Annotated in this window: 19 protein-coding genes and 2 pseudogenes; 14 read left to right on the plus strand and 7 right to left on the minus strand. The window is 67.9% G+C overall.

Features of this window, described 5'->3' with window-relative positions; translation table 11 throughout:
• Positions 1-9 precede the first annotated feature (9 nt).
• The 4 genes from Ga0609869_RS08435 to hisG all read left to right on the plus strand — a co-directional run bounded on the left by Ga0609869_RS08435 (position 10) and on the right by hisG (position 4,155).
• Positions 10-771: a hypothetical protein gene (locus Ga0609869_RS08435; protein WP_125408655.1), complete on the plus strand. Its 762-nt coding sequence runs from the start codon at positions 10-12 to the stop codon at positions 769-771.
• Positions 772-863: 92 nt separating this feature from the next.
• Entirely contained in the window at positions 864-2,354 is a 1,491-nt protein-coding gene (gene hisS, locus Ga0609869_RS08440) for a histidine--tRNA ligase (protein ID WP_125408656.1), read from the plus strand.
• Positions 2,354-3,460, plus strand: coding sequence for an ATP phosphoribosyltransferase regulatory subunit (locus tag Ga0609869_RS08445; protein WP_125408657.1), 1,107 nt, complete (start codon positions 2,354-2,356; stop codon positions 3,458-3,460). Before hisS ends, Ga0609869_RS08445 begins: the two co-directional genes overlap by 1 nt.
• The gene (hisG, locus tag Ga0609869_RS08450; RefSeq protein ID WP_125408658.1) at positions 3,457-4,155 is read left to right on the plus strand and encodes an ATP phosphoribosyltransferase; all 699 of its coding nucleotides are present in this window, start codon (positions 3,457-3,459) and stop codon (positions 4,153-4,155) included. Before Ga0609869_RS08445 ends, hisG begins: the two co-directional genes overlap by 4 nt.
• 266 nt (positions 4,156-4,421) lie before the next feature.
• Here the strand turns inward: hisG and Ga0609869_RS08455 are convergent, their stop codons facing one another.
• Complete coding sequence (locus tag Ga0609869_RS08455) at positions 4,422-4,856, minus strand: DUF1489 family protein (protein WP_125408659.1); 435 nt, start codon at positions 4,854-4,856, stop codon at positions 4,422-4,424.
• A 109-nt stretch (positions 4,857-4,965) separates the two neighbouring features.
• Here Ga0609869_RS08455 and Ga0609869_RS08460 point away from each other — a divergent pair, with 109 nt between their 5' ends.
• From Ga0609869_RS08460 to Ga0609869_RS18355, 3 genes and pseudogenes are all read left to right on the plus strand, one after another.
• Entirely contained in the window at positions 4,966-7,263 is a 2,298-nt protein-coding gene (locus Ga0609869_RS08460; protein WP_125408660.1) for an adenosylcobalamin-dependent ribonucleoside-diphosphate reductase, read from the plus strand.
• A gap of 112 nt (positions 7,264-7,375) precedes the next feature.
• Positions 7,376-7,532, plus strand: a pseudogene (locus Ga0609869_RS18350) (IS5/IS1182 family transposase); the annotation flags it as partial.
• A 73-nt stretch (positions 7,533-7,605) separates the two neighbouring features.
• Positions 7,606-7,734: pseudogene (locus tag Ga0609869_RS18355) on the plus strand (transposase); the annotation flags it as partial.
• An 82-nt stretch (positions 7,735-7,816) separates the two neighbouring features.
• On the opposite strand, the gene Ga0609869_RS08470 reads toward Ga0609869_RS18355, so the two are convergent.
• Together Ga0609869_RS08470 and Ga0609869_RS08475 are read right to left on the minus strand one after the other, a co-directional pair.
• Positions 7,817-9,358, minus strand: coding sequence for a glutamate synthase-related protein (locus Ga0609869_RS08470; protein ID WP_125408661.1), 1,542 nt, complete (start codon positions 9,356-9,358; stop codon positions 7,817-7,819).
• 102 nt (positions 9,359-9,460) lie between these two features.
• Positions 9,461-10,132 (minus strand): SDR family oxidoreductase, encoded by a 672-nt coding sequence (locus Ga0609869_RS08475; protein ID WP_125408749.1) that lies wholly within the window; start codon positions 10,130-10,132, stop codon positions 9,461-9,463.
• Between the two features lie 363 nt (positions 10,133-10,495).
• Between Ga0609869_RS08475 and Ga0609869_RS08480 the strand changes: the two genes are divergently transcribed.
• Together Ga0609869_RS08480 and Ga0609869_RS08485 are read left to right on the plus strand one after the other, a co-directional pair.
• Complete coding sequence (locus Ga0609869_RS08480; protein WP_125408662.1) at positions 10,496-12,523, plus strand: DEAD/DEAH box helicase; 2,028 nt, start codon at positions 10,496-10,498, stop codon at positions 12,521-12,523.
• 189 nt (positions 12,524-12,712) lie between these two features.
• Positions 12,713-13,696: a calcium/sodium antiporter gene (locus Ga0609869_RS08485; RefSeq protein WP_245972430.1), complete on the plus strand. Its 984-nt coding sequence runs from the start codon at positions 12,713-12,715 to the stop codon at positions 13,694-13,696.
• Positions 13,697-13,719: 23 nt separating this feature from the next.
• Here Ga0609869_RS08485 and Ga0609869_RS08490 read toward each other — a convergent pair whose 3' ends face one another.
• From Ga0609869_RS08490 to Ga0609869_RS08500, 3 genes are all read right to left on the minus strand, one after another.
• Positions 13,720-13,911 carry a hypothetical protein gene (locus Ga0609869_RS08490; RefSeq protein ID WP_245972432.1) on the minus strand — a complete coding sequence of 64 codons (192 nt, stop codon included), beginning with the start codon at positions 13,909-13,911 and terminating at the stop codon, positions 13,720-13,722.
• Complete coding sequence (locus Ga0609869_RS08495) at positions 13,908-15,017, minus strand: MFS transporter (protein WP_245972434.1); 1,110 nt, start codon at positions 15,015-15,017, stop codon at positions 13,908-13,910. Before Ga0609869_RS08495 ends, Ga0609869_RS08490 begins: the two co-directional genes overlap by 4 nt.
• 279 nt (positions 15,018-15,296) lie before the next feature.
• A complete protein-coding gene (locus Ga0609869_RS08500) occupies positions 15,297-16,292 on the minus strand; it encodes a serine hydrolase domain-containing protein (protein WP_125408664.1) in 996 nt (331 codons plus the stop codon).
• Between the two features lie 337 nt (positions 16,293-16,629).
• On the opposite strand from Ga0609869_RS08500, the gene Ga0609869_RS08505 reads away from it, so the two are divergent.
• Genes Ga0609869_RS08505 through Ga0609869_RS08520 form a run of 4 tightly spaced genes read left to right on the plus strand, consistent with a single transcriptional unit; the run spans position 16,630 to position 20,166 of the window.
• Positions 16,630-18,183 (plus strand): acyl-CoA carboxylase subunit beta, encoded by a 1,554-nt coding sequence (locus Ga0609869_RS08505; RefSeq protein ID WP_125408665.1) that lies wholly within the window; start codon positions 16,630-16,632, stop codon positions 18,181-18,183.
• A gap of 16 nt (positions 18,184-18,199) precedes the next feature.
• Positions 18,200-18,592, plus strand: coding sequence for an OadG family transporter subunit (locus tag Ga0609869_RS08510; RefSeq protein WP_125408666.1), 393 nt, complete (start codon positions 18,200-18,202; stop codon positions 18,590-18,592).
• Entirely contained in the window at positions 18,589-18,999 is a 411-nt protein-coding gene (locus Ga0609869_RS08515; RefSeq protein ID WP_125408667.1) for a biotin/lipoyl-containing protein, read from the plus strand. Before Ga0609869_RS08510 ends, Ga0609869_RS08515 begins: the two co-directional genes overlap by 4 nt.
• Positions 19,000-19,014: 15 nt before the next feature.
• Positions 19,015-20,166 (plus strand): sodium ion-translocating decarboxylase subunit beta, encoded by a 1,152-nt coding sequence (locus tag Ga0609869_RS08520; RefSeq protein WP_125408668.1) that lies wholly within the window; start codon positions 19,015-19,017, stop codon positions 20,164-20,166.
• Positions 20,167-20,273: 107 nt separating this feature from the next.
• On the opposite strand, the gene Ga0609869_RS08525 is transcribed toward Ga0609869_RS08520, so the two are convergent.
• The gene (locus tag Ga0609869_RS08525) at positions 20,274-21,065 is read right to left on the minus strand and encodes a TOBE domain-containing protein (RefSeq protein WP_125408669.1); all 792 of its coding nucleotides are present in this window, start codon (positions 21,063-21,065) and stop codon (positions 20,274-20,276) included.
• A gap of 279 nt (positions 21,066-21,344) precedes the next feature.
• On the opposite strand from Ga0609869_RS08525, the gene Ga0609869_RS08530 reads away from it, so the two are divergent.
• Positions 21,345-21,851, plus strand: a complete 507-nt coding sequence (locus Ga0609869_RS08530) for a TOBE domain-containing protein (protein ID WP_245972436.1) — start codon at positions 21,345-21,347, stop codon at positions 21,849-21,851.
• The last annotated feature ends 25 nt before the right edge of the window (positions 21,852-21,876 follow it).

Genomic DNA, 21,876 nt, shown 5'->3' on the forward strand with positions numbered 1-21,876 from the left:
GTTCCGGCGATGAAGTCACCTACTCCCAGCGCGCGGCGCGGCAAGCGGCTGCATTTCGGCAACCGTTTCCTGTCGGGCAAAACGGTGCTCATCATCGGCCCCGCGGGCACGGCGGAGGACGAGTTGCAGGGGGTCGACCCGGCGGCATTCGACATCGTCATCCGCATCAACCGCGCGATCGAGCTGGAAAGCCTCGGGCAAGGGCGCGGCGCGAACCGGTTCAACACCTATATCCGCAACCAGAACGGCAACCGGGCCGGCGCGTTGGCGGGGCATTACACCGGCGCCAACCTGCGGGCGCGGGGGGTGGAAAACCTTGTGTTCCTGTTCTACCGCTGGCGCGAGCTGCCCAAGCTGGGGCGAAAGCTGATCTTCTTGCCGTTTCTCAGGCATCCGCTCGATGTCTGGTTCATCGGCCCGCGCTTTCTGAACGCGCTGGCCGACCGGTTGCACGGGGCCAAGCCCACGGCGGGAATGGCGGCGCTGGAATGGGTGCTGGGGCAGGAATTCGCACGGTTCCACGTCGTCGGGTTTACCTTTTTCCAGACCGGCTATGTGCCCGGCTACAACGACGATTTCACCTCTGACGCCAGCGCCGAGGCGCGGCTGAAGGGGCTGATGACCCGCGACAAGACCTATTCGCACAAGCCCGATTTCGAACGCGCGTATTTCCGCAGGCGCGTGGCCGAGGAACGGGCGCGGGGCAAACGGGTGATCCTGGGCCGGCACGTGGCCGAGGCGCTGGGCAAGGACGTGCCGGAAGACGGGTAGGAAACACCCCGCCCCGACCCTGCGCCCGGTACCTTGCCCCCCCGCCCCCCATCCGCTAGAGACCGCGCGACAGCGACGCGAGGCGGAAAGCGATGGCCAAGGACAAGAAAGCGCGGCGGCCCAAGGCGGAAACGCCCAAGGGCTTTCGCGACTATTTCGGCGCGGACGTGACCGAGCGCAAGGCGATGCTCGACACCATCGCCGAGGTCTACCATCGCTACGGGTTCGACCCGCTGGAAAGCTCGGGCGTCGAAACCCTGGACGCGCTGGGCAAGTACCTGCCCGATGTCGACCGCCCCCATGCCGGCGTCTTCGCCTGGCAGGAGGACGACGGCGACTGGCTGGCGCTGCGCTATGACCTGACCGCGCCGCTCGCCCGCGTTGCCGCGCAGTTCCGCAACGACCTGCCCAGCCCCTATCGGCGCTACGCCATGGGTCCGGTCTGGCGCAACGAAAAGCCGGGGCCGGGGCGGTTCCGCCAGTTCTACCAATGCGACGCCGACACGGTGGGGGCGGCGAGCGTTGCCGCCGATGCCGAGATCTGCGCGATGCTGGCCGACACGCTGGAGGCCGTGGGCATTCCGCGCGGCGACTACATCGTGCGGGTGAACAACCGCAAGGTTCTGAATGGGGTGATGGAGGTGGCCGGCGTGCTGGACCCCGCCGACCCCGACAAGCACGAGCACGAACGCGGCATCGTGCTGCGCGCCATCGACAAGCTCGACCGGCTGGGCGAGTACGGCGTGCGTGCACTTCTGGGCGAGGGGCGCCGCGACGAGTCGGGGGATTTCACCGAAGGGGCCGGGCTCTCGGACGAGCAGGCCGAGGTGGTGATGGGCTTCATGGCCGCAAAACGCGAGAATGGCGAGGCGACCTGCACGCGCCTGCGCGAGCTGGTGGCGCACTCAACCATAGGTTCGGAAGGTGTGACCGAGCTGGAAACCATCGCCGCGCTTCTGGCAGCACAGGGCTATGGCCCTGAACGGATCGAGCTTGACCCCTCGGTCGTGCGCGGCCTCGGTTACTATACCGGCCCCGTTTACGAGGCCGAACTCACCTTCGAGATCCTCGACGAGAAGGGCCGCCCGCGCCAGTTCGGCTCGGTCGCGGGCGGCGGGCGTTACGATGACCTCGTCAAGCGCTTCACCGGGCAGGCGGTGCCGGCGACCGGCGTTTCCATCGGGGTCGACCGGCTGCTCGCCGCGCTGCGCGAAAAGGGCCGGGCGGGCGCGACCCTGCAAGGCCCCGTGATCGTCACGGTGATGGACCGCGACCGCATGGCCGACTACCAGAAAATGGTGGGCGAGCTGCGCGCCGCCGGCATCCGCGCCGAGGTCTACCTCGGCAACCCCAAGAATTTCGGCAACCAGCTCAAATACGCCGACAAGCGCAATTCGCCGGCCGCCATCATCCAGGGCAGTGACGAGGCCGAGCGCGGCGTGGTGCAGATCAAGGATCTGGTCCTCGGCGCCAAGATCGCCGAGAGCGCCAGCCTGGAAGAATGGAAATCCCAGCCCGCGCAATTCGAGGTGCCGCGCGCCGATCTGGTGACCGAGCTCAGCAGCCTGCTGGAGAAATACTGATGCCCACCAAGGCCGAGATCCGCGCCCAGGCCGAGCGGTTGCAGGGCTTCTTCAAGGGTGCCGGGGCGGTGCCGGTGGAAACCGACATCTTGCAGCCCGCCGAGGCGCTGCTGGACCTCTACGGCGAGGACATCCGCGGGCGGGCCTACGTCACCTCCGACGCGCTGCGGGGCGAACAGATGCTGCGGCCCGATTTCACCGTGCCGGTGGTGCAGATGCACATGGCCGAGGGCGCCGCGCCCGCGCGCTATACCTACCTGGGCGAGGTTTTCCGCCGGCAGGAACAGCACCCCGGCCGGGCCAGCGAATACATCCAGGTGGGGTTCGAGATTTTCGACGGCGAAAACCCGGCGGCCGCCGAGGCCGAGGTTTTCGCGCTCTTCTCCGAGGTGCTGTCGCCGCTGGGCCTGCGCGCGGCCACCGGCGATATCGGGCTGTTGCTGTCTGCCGTTGCGGGGCTCTCGACCACCGAAAAGCGCAAGGCCGCGCTCCGGCGGCATCTCTGGCGGCCACGGCGCTTCAAGGCGCTGCTCGACCGGTTCGGCGGGCGCGTACCGGTGCGCGAGGCGCGTGCCAGGCTCTTGCAGGCGCTGGAGGCCGAGGGCGCCGAGGCGCTGATCGGCAGGGCCGGCCCCGAGATCGGGCTCAGGCGGCGCGACGAGGTGGCCGCGCGGCTGGACGCGCTTGCCCAAGATGCCGCCGAGCCGCCGATCGCCGCCGCCGAGGTTGCGCTGCTCGATGACCTCATGTCGCTGCGCGAGACCTGCGTGAACGCGCTGGAGCATTTGCGCGACATCGCCGTCGACATGCCCGCCATCGCGCCCGCCATCGACCGCATGGCCGCGCGCCTGGATGCGCTGGCAGCCGAAGGCATCGACGTGGATCTGCTGGATTTCGAGGCGAGCTACGGGCGCACGACGATGGAATATTACGACGGTTTCGTCTTTGGCTTTTACGCCGAGGCGCGGCCCGACCTGCCCCCTGTGGCCACCGGCGGGCGCTACGACGCGCTGACCGCGCGGCTGGGCGGCGGCACGGGCGTGCCCGCCGTGGGCGGGGTGGTGCGCCCCGAACTGGTGCTGACGCTGTCGGGGGCCGGGCAATGACGCTGAAACTGGGGGTGCCCTCGAAGGGCCGGCTGATGGACAAGACCTTCGACTGGTTCGCGGGGCACGGTGTGTCGATCCGGCGTACCGGGTCGGAGCGCGAATATGCCGGCGCGGTCGAGGGGATCGACGGGATCGAGCTGGTGCTGCTGTCGGCGGGCGAGATTCCGCGCGAGCTGGCGGCGGGGCGCATCCATCTGGGTGTGACGGGCTCTGACCTGGTGCAGGAAAAGCTGGCCGATTGGCAAGCCCGCGTCGCGGCGCTGGAGCCCATGGGCTTCGGCTTTGCCGACCTGGTGATCGCGGTGCCCGCCTTCTGGGCCGATGTCGAAACGCTCGACGATCTCGACGCCGCCGCCGCGGCCTTTCGCGCGGCGCATGGGCACCGCCTCAGGATCGCCACGAAATACCACCGCCTCGTGCGGGAGTTCCTGCGCGAGGCGGGTGTGGCCGATTATGCCCTCGTCGACAGCCAGGGCGCGACCGAGGGCACGGTCAAGAACCTCACCGCCGAGGCTATCGCCGACATCACCTCGACCGGCGAGACCCTGCGCGCCAACCACCTGAAGATCCTGTCCGACGGGGTGATTCACCGCAGCCAGGCGACGCTTTTCAAAGCGCGCGGGGCCGATTGGGACAACGGGGCGCGGGGCGTCTATCAGCGACTGGCGGACCGGCTGGGCCTGGGGGAGTGAGCGCGCGCAGCCGTGAAGGGCTGCAAAGCCGGATCGTGCTGCCGGCCGGACGTGCCTCGGGAATTGCCTTGGTCCGAGCATTGCGACCCGGTTGCCGCCCCAAGCCTCGACCCGAAGCCCGGCGTTGCGCGAGGGCACGCGGATGTTCATCCGATCGACATCGGCATGTTCGCGGCGGCCCTCGCCGCGTGGCCCGCTTGGGCGCGGTCAGGCGTGGCGCCAAGCTGCCGAGACGACCCGTCGCCTTGTCGGCGTGGGACCGCGTCTCAGCGCACACCGATCTCGGCCAGCGCGGCCATCAGTCTGGGCGGCAGGTCGGTGTCGTGCTGGCGGGCGGCGGACAGGTCGCGCGGAGCGATCTCTGACGGCAGGTAGCGCCAGCCCTGGAAAGGGCGTTTGGGCACGGCCTCGGTGCGCACCACGTCCGGGTCCAGTACGATGCCGCAGCGGGTGATGCCATCGGCGCCATCGACCGCGTCGAGGCGCAGGATGCGTTGCCGCGCCAGCAGCACCCCCTTGAACACCCAGTAAAGCGAGCCGCCGTTCAGCAGTTCGGCCTCGCGCTTGGGCCACATCCGGGTGACGTGGCGGGGCAGCCCGTCGGGCCCCTTGGCGCGCGGCTGGGCCTGCCAGTGCAGCAGATCCTCTACCCGCTCGGCGCCGACGCAGAGCTTTACCAGATTGACATGGGCCTTGCCCATCGTGCCCCCTAGATCATGATGATGAGTCGGCAGGGTAGGCTAGTTGTTGCGGAGTTCAAGCCGAACCCGTATCCTGATCGCCCTTTCCCGCCGCCCGAGGACCCGCCCGATGACCCGTTTCGCCGCCCCCATCGCCGAGCAGATCTGGGACATGAAATACCGCCTCAAGGCGGCCGACGGCACGCCCCGCGATCTGACGGTCGAGGACAGCTGGCGGCGCATCGCCCGCGCGCTTGCCGTGGTCGAGGACGACCCGGCCCAATGGGAAGAGCGGTTTTACGATGCGCTCGTGGATTTCCGCTTTCTGCCCGCCGGCCGCATCACCGCCGGTGCCGGCACGGGGCGGTCGGTGACGCTGTTCAACTGCTTCGTGATGGGCACGATCCCCGACAGCATGGCCGGCATCTTCGACATGCTGAAAGAGGCCGCGCTGACCATGCAGCAGGGCGGCGGCATTGGTTACGATTTCTCGACCATTCGGCCCAAGGGCGCCGATGTGCACGGCGTGGCGGCCGACGCCTCGGGGCCCTTGAGCTTCATGGACGTATGGGACGCGATGTGCCGCACGATCATGTCGGCGGGCTCGCGCCGGGGCGCGATGATGGCCACCATGCGCTGCGACCACCCCGACATCGAGGATTTCATCACCGCCAAGCAGGACGCCGCGCGCCTGCGGATGTTCAACCTCTCGGTGCTGGTGACCGACGCGTTCATGGAGGCGGTGAAAAACGACGGATCTTGGGAGCTGATCTTCGGCGGCAAGGTCTACCACACGGTCCAGGCCCGCGATCTGTGGAACAAGATCATGCGCGCCACCTACGACTATGCCGAGCCGGGCGTGATCTTCATCGACCGCATCAACGCGATGAACAACCTCAGCTATTGCGAGACCATCGCGGCCACCAACCCCTGCGGCGAGCAGCCCCTGCCGCCCTACGGCGCCTGCCTGCTGGGGTCGATCAACCTCGCTCGGCTGGTGCGCGACCCGTTCGAGGATGCCGCGGCGCTGGACGAAGCGGAACTGGACGAGCTGGTCACCACCGCCGTGCGGATGATGGACAACGTGGTCGACGTCTCCCGCTTCGCCCTGCCGCAGCAGGCCGACGAGGCCAAGGCCAAGCGGCGGATCGGGCTGGGCGTGACGGGGCTGGCCGATGCGCTGCTCATGGTGGGGCTGCGCTACGGCTCTGACGAGGCGGCGCGCCAGACGGAACGCTGGCTGCACCGGATCGCCCGCGCCGCCTACCTGGGTTCGGTGCAATTGGCGAAGGAGAAGGGCGCCTTCCCGCTGTTCGAGGCGGAAAAATACCTCGCCAGCGGGTCGCTGACCCACATGGACGAGGACGTGCGCGCGGCCATCGCCGAGCACGGCATCCGCAACGCCCTGCTGACCTCGATCGCGCCCACCGGCACGATCTCGCTTTACGCCGGCAACGTCTCGTCGGGTATCGAGCCGGTCTTCGCCTACAGCTACACCCGCAAGGTACTGCAGCGCGACGGCTCGCGCAGCGAGGAAGAGGTGGTCGATTACGCCGTACAGATGTGGCGCGAAAAATTCGGCGAGGCCGAACTGCCCGACCATTTCGTCAATGCCCAGACGCTGAGCCCGTCGGAGCATGTGAAGATGCAGGCCGCGGCGCAGAAATGGGTGGATTCGTCGATTTCCAAGACGATCAACTGCCCCGAGGATATCGACTTCGACGCCTTTCAGAACGTCTACCTGCAAGCCTACGAGACCGGGTGCAAGGGCTGCACCACCTACCGGCCGAACGATGTGACCGGCAGTGTGCTGAGTGTATCGGAGCAAAAACCCGAGGCCGCCTCGGCCGAGCATATCGTCGTAACCGACGGCCAGCACGCGGTGCCGCCCGGCGACGTGGTCTACATCTCCGAGCCGCTGGACCGCCCGCAGGCGCTGGAGGGCAACACCTACAAGCTCAAATGGCCCGACAGCGAGCACGCGATCTACATCACCATCAACGACGTGGTGGTCGGCGGGCGGCGGCGCCCCTTCGAGGTGTTCATCAACTCCAAGAACATGGAGCATTTCGCCTGGACGGTCGCGCTGACGCGGATGATCTCGGCGGTATTCCGGCGCGGCGGCGACGTGTCCTTCGTGGTCGAGGAACTGAAGGCCGTGTTCGACCCCCGCGGTGGGGCCTGGATGCAGGGAAAGTACATCCCCTCGATCCTGGCCGCCATCGGCGGCGTGATCGAGCACCACCTGATCTCGATCGGTTTCATCGACGGCGAGGGGATGGGGCTGAAAGCCGACCCGCAGATCGAGGCCATGGCGGTCGGCGAAACCCGCCGCGGCCCGGCCTGCCCAAGCTGCGGCTCTTACGAGATGCGGATGGTCGAGGGCTGCATGACCTGCATGAGTTGCGGGCATTCCAAATGCTCGTGAGCGGCTGACAGGGTCGGGTGATGTGACCGCCAAATCGTGTCCATTTGCGCCATCCAAAGGCTCTGTTGCACAAATCCTGTCAGGGATTCATCTCGTGACTCCAGCGTGGTAGCTGGGATACAGGCGCAGACCTACCCCCCCGATCTACAGGACCAGGAACTGGCCGGCCTAAAATGAGGCGCTGAAGCGCCGGGGCTCGCTGACGATCTGGTTCGACCCCGGGATGAGCTGGGGTGCCGCCCCGACAGGCAGGCGCTGCCGCCATCCAGACCTGCCTTTCAATGAAAGGGCTGTTCGGCATGGTCGACATTGAGAGCGTCATTGGTCCGAGCGACAATGTCGACGCTGCAGACGACCGGCTTCGTCGAGCGCCGATTGCGCCTGGCCGATCTCGACTGGACGGTGCCCGACTTCAGCACCTTGAGCCGGCGCCGGAAAACTCTGACCGCAAACATCCCGTATTGTGGGTCGATGCTGCGCCGGGTCTTGAGTGATACCCTGCGGGCGTGGTGCCGATAGCGCGACCGGGGCGGCGCGGAATTAGGCCGCGCCGTCAGGTCCCGACGCCGGCGAAGCGGACGCCGCTCAGATCGGCCATCTCGCGCTTCCAGGTGGCGAGGTCGCGCTGTGACAGGTCCGACAGCTTGTCGTGCCCGCAAGCGCGGGCGAGCACCTGCATCAGTTCGACCGATGCGCCGAAGTAGCGGGCAAGCCGCTTTGCGCCCACCTGCACGTCGAGCCGGGCGCGCAGTTCAGGGTCTTGTGTGGCAACGCCGGACGGGCAGTTGTTGGTATGGCAGATCCGCGCCGCGACACAGCCGACCGCCTGGATGCCCGCATTGGCCACAGCGACGGCATCCGCCCCCAGCGCCAGTGCCTTGGTGAAATCCTCGGCAACCCTGAGGCCGCCGGTTATCACCAGCGTCACCTCGCCGCCCGTGCGATTGTCCAGGTGCCGGCGCGCGCGGGCCAGCGCCGGTATGGTCGGAACCGAGATATGATCGCGGAACAGAAGGGGCGCGGCCCCGGTGCCGCCGCCCCGCCCGTCGAGGATGATGTAGTCGGCGCCGGCCTCCAGCGCGAAATCGATGTCGTCTTCGATATGGTTGGCCGACAGCTTGAACCCGATGGGAATGCCGCCGGAGCGTTCGCGCACCTCGTCCGCCAGCTTGCGAAAGTCCCCGGCGCTGTCGAGATCGGGGAAACTGCTGGGCGAGTAGGCGCTTTGACCGGGCTCCACGCCGCGCAGTTCGGCGATCTTGCCCTCGACCTTTTCACCGGGAAGGTATCCGCCCGTGCCCGTCTTGGCGGCCTGGCCGCCCTTGAAATGAAAGGCCTGGACCGTCTCGACCAGTTCCGGCTCCCAGCCGAACCCGGCCGGTGCCAGCTCGTAGAAATACCGGCTGTTCTCGGCCTTTTCCTCGGCCAGCATACCGCCTTCGCCCGAGCAGATGCCGGTGCCCGCCATCTCTGCCCCGCGTGCCAGCGCGATCTTGGCTTCCTCGGACAGCGCGCCAAAGCTCATGTCCGACACGAAGAGCGGAATGCCGAGGCGCAGCGGCTTGGCGGCACGCGGCCCGATCACCGTTTCCGTGGCGACGGGGTGATCGTCGGCAAGGGGCTTGCGCGCCACCTGCGCCGGCAGGATCTGAATGTCGTCCCAGTGCGGCAGATCCTTTCGCGGCACCCCCATCGCGTCGACCTCGCCGTGCCGGCCGATCTGTGACAGCCCGTCACGCGCCAGGGCGTGGATGCGCGCGACGGTCGGTTCCTCTGCCGTGGGCTTGGCGTCGGGGGCGCTGTTGCCCTCGCGCTCCTGAGATGACGGTACGTCATCGCCAACCGACAGGTCGTCCAGCGTTGCATGGGTGCCGTCGCAAAACGGCGCGTTGCCCGTCGCCTTGCACCGGCACAGCGTCGCGCGCTCGGTCTTTTCGGCGGTAAAGCTGACGGGTTCGAGACCGGTGCCTTCGTGAGAGCCGTCGCAAAACGGTTGATTTTGCGAACGTCCGCACCGGCACCAGGAATAGGTTTTTCCCTCCTCCAGATCGACGGTCTGCGGGGATTTCGCGGCGATGACGGGGGCTTCGGTCATGATGTCGGTTTCCGTTAGGTCTGCGATGGCGTCGCTTTGGCCTTGGTCGCGTCGCGTCCGCATCTCGGAGAAATCGGTGGCGCGAGCGGTGCGGCCCGAGGATTAGCCCGTCGGCATGATGTGGATTTCGCGCACCTCTGCGCGCGGGTTCGACTCGAGCGCGAACATCACCGCGTCGGCGACATCCTCGGGTTTGATCTTGTCCGGCTTCGGCGTGTCGAAGAACGGCGTGTCGACCATTCCGGGCGAGATCACCGTACAGCGCCCGCCCCATTCGCGCATTTCCTCGGACATGTTGCCGCCATAACCGTGCACGAACCACTTCGTCGCGGAATAGATCGAGCCCTTGATATGGCGTCGTCCCGCGGCCGAGCCGGTCAGCACCAGATGCCCTTTGGACTTGCGCAACTCCGGCAGCGCGGCGCGCGCGGTGTAAAGAACGCCCATCACGTTGAGATCGACCAGTTGACGCCACTCGTCGGGATCGCCGTTTTCGGTGCCGGGCGTGTCGAGGCCGCGGCCGGCATTGGCGAAGGCGGCATCGAGCGCGCCGAACCGCTCCACCGTTTGCGCCACGGCCGCCTGTTGTGCGGCCAGGTCGGTGGCATCCCCCGCAAGTGGCAACGCGGCATCGCCCAGCTCGGACGCGAGCGCCTCGATCCTGTCTGCCGATCGCGCCATCAGGCCGACATTCCAGCCCATTGCGGTCGCGGCACGGGCCGTCGCGGCGCCGATACCGGTGGATGCGCCAGTGATAAGCAGCGTTTTGGTCATCGTCGGCCCCCGTTTTCCTTGGTCCTTCAGTGAAACAACTGTTGCTGTGTCCCTGGAAGGCAAGTGCGGCCGCGGAAATGCTGCCCGAGGCAAGTGGGCCTTGCGCGCCGGGCGGCCCTCCGGGCGGGACACCGAGAAACCGGCCCCGCAAGCACGCGCCCAAAAAGGCAACACCAATCGCGGCGCAAGATCGGCCGTTGACCTTGCCCCACCGGGCGTCCCGTGCCACGGGTCCCAAAAGACGGTCTTGCGGTGACGCCTGGACGATCCGGCCTCTTATGTGCCTAGACATGCCGCCCCGGCTGACGTAGCGGTACAGCCTTTCGCGCCGCGCCGGCGCATGGCCCCACGGATGTTGCCCCGATGATCTCAACCCTTGCCGATGCCCTCGCCGAACGCGGGTTCGACACCCTGACCGAGGTACAGCAGGCCGTGACGGCCCCCGACCTGGCCGAAGCAGACCTGTTGGTCTCGGCCCAGACCGGGTCGGGCAAGACCGTGGGGTTCGGGCTTGCCATTGCGGCGACGCTGATGGGGCCGGAGGTGCGCCTTGCGCCCCCGGCAGCCCCGCTGGCGCTGGTCGTCGCGCCGACGCGGGAACTGGCGCTGCAGGTCCAGCGGGAACTGGCCTGGCTATACGCCAAGGCGGGCGCGCGGGTGGTGTCCTGCATCGGGGGCATGGACGCGCGCGAGGAACGGCGCGCGCTGGACCGCGGCGCGCATATCGTCGTCGGCACGCCGGGGCGGCTGCGCGATCACATCACCCGCGGCAACCTCGATCTGACCGGCATCCGCGCCATCGTGCTGGACGAGGCGGACGAGATGCTGGACCTCGGCTTTCGCGAGGATCTGGAATTCATGCTGGGCGCGGCGCCCGAAGATCGCCGGACGCTGCTGTTTTCGGCCACCGTGCCGCCGGCGATTGCCGACCTCGCCAAGCAGTATCAGCGCGACGCGGTTCGCGTGACGACCCTGTCGCGCGGCACGCAGCACGCCGATATCGCCTATCAGGCCGTGCAGGTTTCCATGGCCGATTGCGAACACGCGATCATCAACCTGCTGCGGTTTCACGACGCGCCCCGGTCGATCGTCTTTGCCAATACGCGGGCCGCGGTCGCCCGTCTGGCCGCGCGCCTTGCCAACAGGGGGCTGCCTGTCGTCAGCCTCTCGGGTGAGCTCAGCCAGGACGAGCGCAGCCACGCGCTGCAGGCGATGCGCGACGGGCGCGCGCGGGTCTGCGTCGCCACCGACGTGGCTGCCCGCGGTATCGACCTGCCGAACCTCGACCTGGTGATCCATGCCGACCTGCCCACCAATACCGAGGGATTGCTGCACCGATCGGGGCGCACGGGCCGTGCCGGGCGCAAGGGGATCTCGGCGCTGATCGTGCCCGACAAGTTTTCGAACAAGGCCGCGCGGCTATTGAAATGGGCGAAGATCGAGGCCGAATGGATCTTCGCGCCGACCCCCGAGGAAATCCTCGCCCTCGATGAAACCCGCCTGCTTGCCGATCCGGTCTGGACGCCCGAATTGACCGAGGCCGAGGCCGCCTTCGCAGCCGGGCTGATGGCCGAATACGGGCCCGAGCGGATCGCTGCGGCCTGCCTGCGGCTCTACCGAGCGCGCCTGTCCGCCCCCGAAGAGCTGAACGCGCCAACGGCCCGTGCCCCTCGAACCGAACGCGCGCCTTTCGGTCCCTCGGTCTGGTTCGAGCTGTCGGTCGGTCACGACCGCCGGGCCGAGGCGCGCTGGCTGCTGCCGCTGCTCTGCCGGGCCGGAAACCTCGACAAGACGCAGATCGGCAAGATCCGCGTGCTGCCCGACACCACCCTCGTCGAGATCGCCGAGTCGGCGGTGCCCGGCATGCTCGACCGGCTGGGACCGCAGGGCGAGCTGGAAGACGGTATTCACGCGGTAAAACGCGACAGCCCGCCCGAAGACACCCATGTGCCCCGTCCGGCGCCGGACCGTCCGCGCCCCGCGCGAGAGGATGACAGCGCGCCGCGCCCGGCCCGCAAGCCGCCTGCCCAAACCGGTGCGCCCCGCGCCGCGGCGCGCCCGGAAACCGCGCCCAAGCCCCCCCGGAAACCCGACCCCAAGCCCAACTCGCCGGCGCCCCGGCCCCCCGCCGCGCCAGCGAAAGCCAAGGAAAAGGACGCCCCGCGCAAGCCGCGCCACCCGGCCCGGAAAAAGGACGCGGTACGGCCCAACGCCGACCAGCGCGGGCCCGCGCAGGCCGGGCCGAAGGGCGAGGCCGGCCGCGATGCGACGCGTGCCGGTGCCATGGACACCTCGAAACGGATGGACCGGCCCGATGCCAAGAAACGGCGTGCCGGGAAATCGACGCCGAACCGCAAGGGCGGCGACGCGCCGCCACGACGCAAAAGGTAACGCTTTGCGCCGGCCGCCGGCGTTCAGCCGCGGCGCCGGTCGGATATTGCGGCACACACGCCGCTCTTATCCTGCACGGTCGGTGTCCTTTTCTCGGCGCGGACAGTGGCGGTTGGCGGGGCTGTTTTGGACGTCTGGGGTCAATCCGCTAGGCTTTCACCATCTTCGGACCGAATGCGGGGAAACACCGTGCTGGACATCTTGATACCGCTCGTCGGCGGATTGGTTCTGCTGATTGCCGGCGGAGACCTCCTTGTGCGCGGCGCTGTCCGGGTGGCCGCAACCTTGGGAGTCTCGCCCCTCGTGATCGGGCTCACCCTGGTTGGCTTCGGCACATCGACACCGGAACTCGTCACCTCGGTACAGGCCGCTCTGACCGACGCGCCAGGGATCGCCTACGGCAACATCGTCGGTTCGAATATCGCCAACGTTCTTCTGATCGGCGGGGTTGCCTCGATCGTCTTCCCGATTGCGGTCACCTCCTCGGCGCTGAGGCGAGACGCGTTCGTCATGCTGGCCGCGACGGTCGCCTTTGCCGGTCTCGCCGCCACGATGTCACCGAGCCGGCCGCTTGGCGCCGTGTTCGTGGCGGCGCTTGCGCTCTACATCTATCGCGCGTTCCGTCAGGAACGCTCGCCGGCGCATCCGGACCACGGGGCCGTCTACGACAAGAGCCGCGCCACCCAGGACGCCGACCCGGCGCTTTCGCCGCCGACGGCGCCCGGTGGATCGATGGCGGTCTCGGTGTTGCTGGCCGTGGCCGGGCTCGCCCTGGTCGTTCTTGGCGGAAAGCTTCTGGTCGAGGGGGCTGTCGCACTGGCGCGGGGCTTTGGAATGTCCGAAACGGTGATCGGTCTGACTATCGTCGCCATCGGGACGTCCATGCCGGAGTTGGTGACCTCGATCGTCGCCGGGCTGAAGCGACAGAGCGATGTCGCATTCGGCAATATCGTCGGCTCGAACATCTACAATATCCTCGGTATCGGCGGTGCGACCGCCTTGATCGCCCCCGGGGCGGTACCGCCGGAAATTGTCCGCTTCGACAATCTCGTCATGGTCGGCGTTTCGTTTGTGCTGGTCGGTTTCGCCTATAGCGGCATGCGGATCGCACGGTGGGAAGGCGGGCTGCTGCTTGCCGGCTATGGTGGGTATGTCTTCTACATCTGGCCCTGATCTGTCCGGGGCAACGGCCGATGCTACGGTTCGGCCTGCCGAGGGTCGGCGATATCGGGCTGGTTGACCAGCGGCATCGCCTCGTCCTCGCCCGCTGCGAGCGCGGCGGTTTCCGGCGTGGCCCCGCGGGCCGGCAGACCGACCTGAAAGGCGCCTTTCTCGGCCTCCGGAACCTTCGGGCTGCGCGACATCCGCCAGAGCGTGTACGCGATCATGGTCGCATGGTCGCATGGGCGCAGATGGTCGTCAGGAACAGGCCCTGGGGCCCGGCCTTTGACATCATGACACCGGCAATCAGCGGCCCCACGATCGAGCCCAGGCCGAATACCATCAAAAGGCCGCCCGAGACCTGGATCGACGTGCCCGGCGGCGCGTGGTCGTTGGCGTGCGCGACGATGATGGGGTACATCGCAAAGATCGCGGCGCCGAACAGCCCGGCCAGAAGCAGGTTTTCCAGCCGTCCCTCCGGCGCGAGCAGAATGAACGCCAGGTCGGCCGACAAGGCCGCGACGGCGGCCGCGATCAGCACGATGCGGCGGTCCATGCGGTCGCTGGCAAAGCCGATCGGCACCTGCGACAGAGCGCCTGCAAGGACCGGAACGCTGGCAAAAAGCGCGAGCGATGTCAGCCCGAGGCCGACCCGGTCGGCATAGACCGCAGCCAGCGTGCCGAACGCGGCGTTGGAAATGCCGACCATGAAAACCGCCGCGACGGCAACCGGCGAGTTGCGCCAGAGCGCCGGCAAATTCAGGCGCACCGTTGTCAGCGGCGCCGGCGAGGCCGATGTCGACAACGCCGTCGGAACCAGGGCCAGGCAGTAGAAGACAGCGCCCACGGCGAAGAACAGGAACCCCGTGGTATCGCCCTGTGAAATCGCCATTTGCCCGGCGGTGAGCGCGACAAGGTTCACCATGGTGTAGATGCCGAAAATGGTGCCCCGCGTGCTTGGCTGGGCGCGGTCGTTCAGCCAGGATTCGACGATCATCGCGGCACCGGCGAAACAAAAGCCCGACACGGCCCGCACCGGGATCCATGCCCATTCCTCTACGATCAGCGCCTGGATGAGGATCGAAACCGCGGCGAAGGCGCACATCACCCCGAAGGTGCGGATATGACCGACCGCCCCGACCAGGCGAGGCACGAACAGGCAGCCCAGCACGTAGCCGATGGCCCAGCCCGTTCCAAGCAGCCCGAGGGACGTGGCTGTGAACCCCTCTGCCGAGCCGCGCACCGGCAGGATGAGGCTGTGAATGCCGCCCGCAAAGAGAAGAAGGGCGGAGCCGAACAGAAGCGCAGAAATCGGAAGAAGATGTCTTACCATAGGTAACGGACTTCGTGGGCCGACACGCAGAGGTGGGGGCGGGAAGGCGGCAAGGGCCGCGTGGGTCCTTGCTAGCGCGGTTCCGCCCCCCAGTCCAACCGATAGGGTGGCTGCGCGGTACGGCTAGGTCAATGCATGCCGCGCCGTCGAGATGCCAGCCGGGCGAGGATGATCGGGCGGGGCCGTCCGCGGTGGCCTGCGTGCCGGTTTCGGCCGGGCCGGGCGGTTCGCTCTCGGCCGAAGGTGGTCTGCCGCGCCCGAAAAAGCGCAGCCAGCGGATCAGACGGCCGAGACGAGGTTTGCCGTCAGGTTCCGCAAATCGCCGAAATACCCGCTGCTGCGGGCGGGGCGCAGCGGATCGGACGTGATCACGATCGACAGGCGGCGCTCCGGCACGACAGCCAGCATCTGCCCGCCATAGCCCCGCGCATAGGCGGCGTCGCGCCCGCCGAAGCGGGTCAGGAACCAGCCATAGCCGTATTGGTCGCCCGAAAACGGCGAGCGTGTGCGCGGCTGCCACGAGACATCGAGCCACGCCTCGCTGACCACTCTTGTCCCGTCGATCTGCCCCCCGTTCAGCACCATGTCGCCGATCCGCGCCAGGCCGAGCGGGCTGATCGCCATGTTGTTGCCGCCGAGGTAACGGCCCTGCGGATCGGCGGTCCAGGGCGGGATGACGATGTTCAGCGGATCGCCCAGCCAGTCTTGCGCCAGACGATGCAGGTTCTTGCCGGACGCGCGGGCCAGCGCCGCGCCCAGCACATGCCAGCCGCCGGTCGAATAGATGAAGCGCCCGCCGGGGCGGCCGTTCAGCGGCTGCGACAGCGCGTAGTCGACCCAGTTGCCGCTGGACACCCACGCCCCGTAGTTGCCGCCCGACGTGCTACCGAGGCCGGTCCGCATTGACAGCAGGTGACCGATCGTCAGCGCGTCGCGGTCGTCGCCGAATGGGGCGCGGCCCAAGATCGGCAGGACGCGCTGATCGGTGCCGTCCAGGACGCCCCGGTCGATTGCGATGCCGGTCAGAAGGGCGACGATGGTCTTTGAGACCGACTTTACATTCGCGGGCCGGTCGAGAGCCGGGCCGCGGAACGCCTCGGCGAAGAGCGGTTCGCCGGCCTGATGGACGACCAGCGCGCGCATCTGGTCGAGGTTTCCGGCCTCGGCGGCAATCGCCGAGAGACCGTCCTGCGCAGAGACGCGGCTGCCGATCAGCGCGGCGCCGAGAGTCGAGGCGCCGCAGGCCAGTATCCGTCGCCTGGTTTGGCAGTGCATGATCGGGTGCCCGTCTGTTTCGATATGACCCGTCTAAAGTTTGGGCGCCGGGCCTGCGGGTCAACCGCCCGGTCGGCGAATGGCGCCAATGCGCGTGGCGACCCCCGCGCATACGGCCAAAACCGCAAGGCCGCCGGTCGCGCTGGCCCTGTCGTGTCAGGGCTGCTCAAAAATGCTTCGGTTTGGCCAAAGCTTGCATCGTCCTGCGATTAAAAGGTCTTTTCAGCCGTGGATTCTGGCACTCGGGCCGACGCTTCGGTATAGAGGCGTCGAGGCGGGGTCGACGCGCCGACCCGGTGCCCCCAAGGTCCGCCCTTTTCGCGCAAAGGTGTTCTTGATGGCGATTTCCAAGAGTGTGAGCGAAGGGCTCGAACGCCGTCGCGCAAGCGCATTGGAGGCGGGTGGCAAGCAAAAGGCCGACGACCGCCACGCCAAGGGCCGGCTGACCGCGCGCGAGCGGCTGGATTCGCTGTTTTCCGCCGGTACCTTTCAGGAGGTCGGGCTGCACGCGCAGCATGCAACCCGACATTTCGGCATGGAAAAGAAATCGCTGCCCGGCGACGGCGTCGTCACCGGCACCGGCTTTATCGGCGGCCGCCCGGCAGCCGCGTTCGCCCAGGATTTCACCGTCGCCGGCGGAACGCTGGGAGAGATCCACGCCAGGAAGATCTGCCAGACGCTGGACCATGCGCTGAAGGCCGGCATCCCCGTCATCGGGTTCAACGATTCCGGGGGTGCGCGCATCCAGGAAGGCGTGGGCGCGCTGTCGGCCTATGGCCAGGTCTTTTACCGCAACGTGCAGCTTTCGGGCGTCGTGCCGCAGATCTCGGTCATCGCCGGGCCCTGCGCGGGCGGCGCGGCCTACAGCCCGGCGCTGACCGATTTCATCATCATGACCCGCGAACATGCCAGCCTGTTCATCTGCGGTCCCGAGGTCATTCGCGCGGTCACCGGGCAGGCCACGACGATGGACGAGATCGGCTCGGCTGATATGCATGCGACGGTGGCCGGCACGATCCATTTCATCGCGGAAGACGACGCGCATGCCGTGGCGATCGTCCACCGGCTGCTGTCCTTCCTGCCCTCCAACAACATGATGGACCCGCCCCACCGGATCGAGCCCGAACTGTCGCTCGCCGACGATCCGGAGTTGGACGAACTGGTGCCGGACGACCCCAAGACGCCCTTCGACTGCCGCGCGGTGATCGAGCGGCTGGCCGACGACGGCGATTTCCTGGAGGTCAGCGCCGGCTTTGCCCAGAACATGGTCATCGGGTTCGGCCGTATCGGCGGTATCGTGGTGGGCTTCGTTGCGAACCAGCCGATGGTCAAGGCCGGGGCGATCGACATCGACGCCAGCGACAAGGCCGCCCGTTTCGTGCGCTTTTGCAATGCGTTCAACGTGCCGCTGGTCAACCTGGTGGATGTGCCGGGGTTCTTGCCGGGTGTGCACGAGGAACGCGGGGGCATCATCCGCCACGGGGCAAAGCTGCTCTTTGCCTATGCCTCGGCCACCGTGCCGAAGCTGACCGTGATCATGCGCAAGGCGTATGGCGGGGCCTATATCGCCATGTGCAGCCAGGACATGGGGGCCGACCGCATCATCGCCTGGCCGACCGCGGAAATCGCCGTGATGGGCGCGGAAGGCGCGGTCAACATCCTTTACCGCAAGGAACTGGCCGAGGCCGACGACCGCGCCGCGCGGGCCGCAGAGCTGGCCGCGGAATACCGCGAGGAGTTCTCGTCGCCCTATCTCTCGGCGGGAATGCTGTTTGTCTCCGACGTGCTGCAGCCCCGCGAAACGCGCGCCGCCATCGCCCTGACCCTGCGCGGGCTGATGTCAAAGCGCGAGACACGGCCACCGAAGAAGCACGGCAACATTCCCCTCTAGAACGGTCGCGCGCGCCATGCTGGAAAATCTCGAATTGGTCGGTACGGGTTTCGCCGTGGTGCTGTCGGTGCTGATGCTGATCTGGGGGGCCTGTGCCGCGGTCGGGCTGGCGTTTACCCGCAGCGCAAGGTCCGCGGCACCCGTCGATACGCCGGCCCGCGAGGCAGGGCAGACGGCCCCCGGCGTGCCGCCGCACCACATGGCCGCGATCGCCGCGGCCGTTGCCCATACGCTGGGCGAGGGGCACCGGGTGACGCGCGTGTCGGCCCCGCCCCACCTGATCGCCGGCTGGCCCATGGAGGGGCGGATCGAGACCTTCACCGCCCACCGCATCCGCACCGATTGGGGCCCGACCCGGCCATCCCTCGGCGGCGAGACCCCCGACATTCTGAGAGGACATCGGAAATGAAACGTCTGCGCATCACCGTGGAGGGCATCGCCTACGATGTCACGGTCGAAGAGCTCGACGCCGCGCCGGCGTCATCGCCGGCCGCCCCCAAACAGGCCAGCCCGACCGCTGCCGCCGTGACGGCTCCGGCCCCGGCCCCGGCCGCGGTGCCGCGCGCTGCGGCCCCGGCCCAGGCGCCTGCCGCCACGGCAGAGCCCGGCGCGGTGCCCAGCCCGCTGGCCGGCACGGTCGTTCAGGTCGAGGTGTCGGTCGGACAGTCGGTGGCGGCCGGCGACAGCCTGCTGGTGCTGGAGGCGATGAAGATGAACACCACCATCTCGGCGCCCCAGAACGGGACCGTCACCGCGATCAGCGTCGCCCCCGGCGCGACGGTGACCGAGGGGCAGGCCCTCCTCACCCTGTCCTGAGGAAGGCGCAGCGCGATGGAGAACGGCACGTCAACGACGGCTCTGCTCGACCAGATCTGGGCCCTGAACGCGATTGCGGACGTCACCTGGCAGATGGTGGTGATGTGGGCGATCGTCGCCCTGCTGTTCTACCTGGCGATCTACAAGAAGTTCGAGCCGCTTCTGCTCGTCCCCATCGCCTTTGGCGCGTTGCTGGCCAACCTGCCGACCGAGGGCCTGATCAACCCGCCCGAGGGCGGCGGCGCGGGGGGGCTTTATTACTACATCGCCAAGGGCGTGGAGTACGAGATATTTCCGCCCCTGATCTTTCTCGGCGTCGGGGCGCTGACCGATTTCGGGCCGCTGATCGCCAATCCGCGCACGCTGCTGCTGGGCGCGGCCGCGCAATTCGGCGTTTTCGCCACGTTTATCGGTGCGACGTTGATCGGGTTCAGCGCAATGCAGGCCGGGGCCATCGGCATCATCGGCGGCGCTGACGGGCCGACCTCGATCTTTCTTGCAAACAAGCTGGCGCCGGATCTGCTGGCCCCGATCGCGGTGGCGGCCTACAGCTACATGGCCCTCGTCCCGCTCTTGCAGCCGCCGATCATGCGGGTGCTGACCACCGAGCGCGAGCGCAGGATCCGCATGAAATCTCTGCGCCCGGTGTCGCGGCTGGAAAAGCTGATCTTCGCGTTGCTGGTGACGGTGCTGGTCATCTTGCTGGTGCCCGCGGCCTCGGCCCTGATCGGGATGCTGATGCTCGGCAACATCCTGCGCGAAAGCCTCGTGACCGAGCGCCTGGCCAAGGCCGCCCAGAACGAGCTGATCAATGTCGTCACGATCTTTCTCGGCACCTCGGTGGGCATCACCATGACCGGCGAACGTTTCATCAACGCGGACACGCTGAAGATCCTCGGGCTTGGCGTGATCGCATTCTGCGTCGCCACGGCGGCGGGCGTGCTGATGGCCAAGGCGATGAACCTTGTCAGCAAGACCAAGATCAACCCGCTGATCGGGTCGGCCGGCGTGTCCGCGGTGCCGATGGCCGCACGGGTCAGCCAGGTCGAGGGCCAGCGGGCGGACCCCGGAAATTTCCTGCTCATGCACGCGATGGGGCCGAACGTGGCCGGCGTGATCGGCACCGCCGTGGTCGCGGGGTATTTCATCGCGTCTTTCGCGCCGTAGAACGGCCCGCATCGTTTTTTGGAATGCGCACGCGGCCACGCTGGCGCCGGTGCCGGTCGCGGGGCAGAGCGGCCGTCGCCCGCGCCCCGGTCGGGCACCGCGCAGCCTCAGGCCAGTGCGAGGATCACGTGGCTCGACTTCACCAGCGCGGTCGCCGTGTCGCCCGGCTGTATGTCAAGGGCCTCGGCGCTTTCGCGGGTGATGGTTGCGGCCAGGGTCTTGCTGCCGCCGAGGTCCATGACGACCTCGCTGTTGACCGGGCCGTCGGTCCGGGCCGTCACGGTGCCGACCAGGCGGTTGCGGACCGACATCTTGCCGTCCTCGCGGCCCTTGGCCAGGATCACGAAGCTGGACTTGACCAGCGCGAAGACCTCGGTCCCCGGCGCGAGGCCCATTTCGTCGGCGCTATGCCCGGTGATGACGGCGGCGAGGGTCTGGCCGCCGCCGATGTCCATCTGGACCTCGGCGCTGACCGGGCTCTTGGTGACGGCCGTGACGGTGCAGCGATAGGTGTTTCGCGCCGAGGTCTTCATCATCATGCTTCGGACGAAATCGCCCGGATCGAGGTCGATCTGGGTTTCCAGCGTCGCCGCGACACGTTCCAGCCCCTCTTGCAGCGCGCCGAAGGCGGCGATCACGCGTTCGCCGGCGGGTGTCAGGCGCGCCCCGCCGCCCGAACGTCCGCCCGGCGCGGCGACCACCAGCGGGTTGGCAAAAAGGTTGTTCATGGCGTTCACGCCGTCCCAAGCGGCCTTGTAGGACAGCCCGATCTCGCGCGCGGCGGCCGATATCGACCCAGTTCGCCCGACCGCCGCCAAGAGCGCCACCCGGTCAGCGCCCATCCGCGCGCCTTGCCGTTCGAAGGTCAACGCGCCCCGCAATCCCGCCGGTGTCGGCATGTGTCTTCTCCCTTGCGCCCGGTTGTCTTACCGCGAACGGACGCGCGGTGCCACTTTTCGTGCGTGGCTGCGGCGCAGCCGCCCGGCCTGCGCCGCAGAGGTCATGTCGCGTCCCCCCCGCCCATGGTTGCCGAAAAACCAGGATGCCTGGGCACGATACCGCTATATACCCGGGCTATCCAACGAATCCACTTGCGTTCTGCTTTCGTCCGGCGATAGGCAGTCAGGGTATATAGCGAAAACCAGCTTGTCAGAGCCCGCCAGCCCATGTCGAAACCCGTGCCGACCCGCCTGCCCGCAAGATGTCCAGACCGGCCGGACCCAGAGCGCCGGTTCGGCGACGGCGCCCGCGGCGGCCCGGTGCAGAGCAGCGCGCGAAACGTCCTGATCGGCACCGTCACCGCGATCATCCGGGGTAGCGTCAACGCCCGGATCGACCTCGCGCTGCCCGGCGGTCACAAGCTGGCCGCGGTCATCACCGAACGCAGCGCCGATGAAATGCGCCTCTGCGTGGGCGCGCGCGTCCATGCGTTGGTCAAGGCCAGCTTCGTGATGCTCGCCGCGGGCGCGGATGGCCTCGCCGTTTCTGCCTGCAACCGTGTGGCGGGCACCGTTGCCGCCCGCAGCGATGGGCCGGTAAACAGCGAAATTACCCTCGATATCGGCGAAAATACCATGCTGGTGGCGACGATCACGACGACAAGCGCCGAGAGCCTGGGGTTGCGGCCCGGCGCCACGGCAACGGCGCTGTTCAAGGCGAGCCACGTCATCCTCGCCATACCCTGATCCCGAAACGCAACCGGCACCGAAG

Origin of the sequence: Rhodovulum iodosum, assembly GCF_041020385.1 — a bacterium.
Lineage (GTDB): Bacteria > Pseudomonadota > Alphaproteobacteria > Rhodobacterales > Rhodobacteraceae > Rhodovulum > Rhodovulum iodosum.

Coding starts and splice junctions, on each gene's coding strand:
- Ga0609869_RS08475 (WP_125408749.1), bottom strand. CDS start 10,132: ATGACCAAAACGCTGCTTATCACTGGCGCATCCACCGGTATCGGCGCC.
- Ga0609869_RS08505 (WP_125408665.1), top strand. CDS start 16,630: ATGGCGATTTCCAAGAGTGTGAGCGAAGGGCTCGAACGCCGTCGCGCA.
- Ga0609869_RS08525 (WP_125408669.1), bottom strand. CDS start 21,065: ATGCCGACACCGGCGGGATTGCGGGGCGCGTTGACCTTCGAACGGCAA.
- Ga0609869_RS08495 (WP_245972434.1), bottom strand. CDS start 15,017: ATGGTAAGACATCTTCTTCCGATTTCTGCGCTTCTGTTCGGCTCCGCC.
- Ga0609869_RS08500 (WP_125408664.1), bottom strand. CDS start 16,292: ATGCACTGCCAAACCAGGCGACGGATACTGGCCTGCGGCGCCTCGACT.
- Ga0609869_RS08455 (WP_125408659.1), bottom strand. CDS start 4,856: ATGGGCAAGGCCCATGTCAATCTGGTAAAGCTCTGCGTCGGCGCCGAG.
- Ga0609869_RS08520 (WP_125408668.1), top strand. CDS start 19,015: ATGGAGAACGGCACGTCAACGACGGCTCTGCTCGACCAGATCTGGGCC.
- Ga0609869_RS08490 (WP_245972432.1), bottom strand. CDS start 13,911: ATGATCGCGTACACGCTCTGGCGGATGTCGCGCAGCCCGAAGGTTCCG.
- Ga0609869_RS08435 (WP_125408655.1), top strand. CDS start 10: ATGAAGTCACCTACTCCCAGCGCGCGGCGCGGCAAGCGGCTGCATTTC.
- Ga0609869_RS08480 (WP_125408662.1), top strand. CDS start 10,496: ATGATCTCAACCCTTGCCGATGCCCTCGCCGAACGCGGGTTCGACACC.
- hisS (WP_125408656.1), top strand. CDS start 864: ATGGCCAAGGACAAGAAAGCGCGGCGGCCCAAGGCGGAAACGCCCAAG.
- Ga0609869_RS08445 (WP_125408657.1), top strand. CDS start 2,354: ATGCCCACCAAGGCCGAGATCCGCGCCCAGGCCGAGCGGTTGCAGGGC.
- hisG (WP_125408658.1), top strand. CDS start 3,457: ATGACGCTGAAACTGGGGGTGCCCTCGAAGGGCCGGCTGATGGACAAG.
- Ga0609869_RS08510 (WP_125408666.1), top strand. CDS start 18,200: ATGCTGGAAAATCTCGAATTGGTCGGTACGGGTTTCGCCGTGGTGCTG.
- Ga0609869_RS08460 (WP_125408660.1), top strand. CDS start 4,966: ATGACCCGTTTCGCCGCCCCCATCGCCGAGCAGATCTGGGACATGAAA.
- Ga0609869_RS08515 (WP_125408667.1), top strand. CDS start 18,589: ATGAAACGTCTGCGCATCACCGTGGAGGGCATCGCCTACGATGTCACG.
- Ga0609869_RS08470 (WP_125408661.1), bottom strand. CDS start 9,358: ATGACCGAAGCCCCCGTCATCGCCGCGAAATCCCCGCAGACCGTCGAT.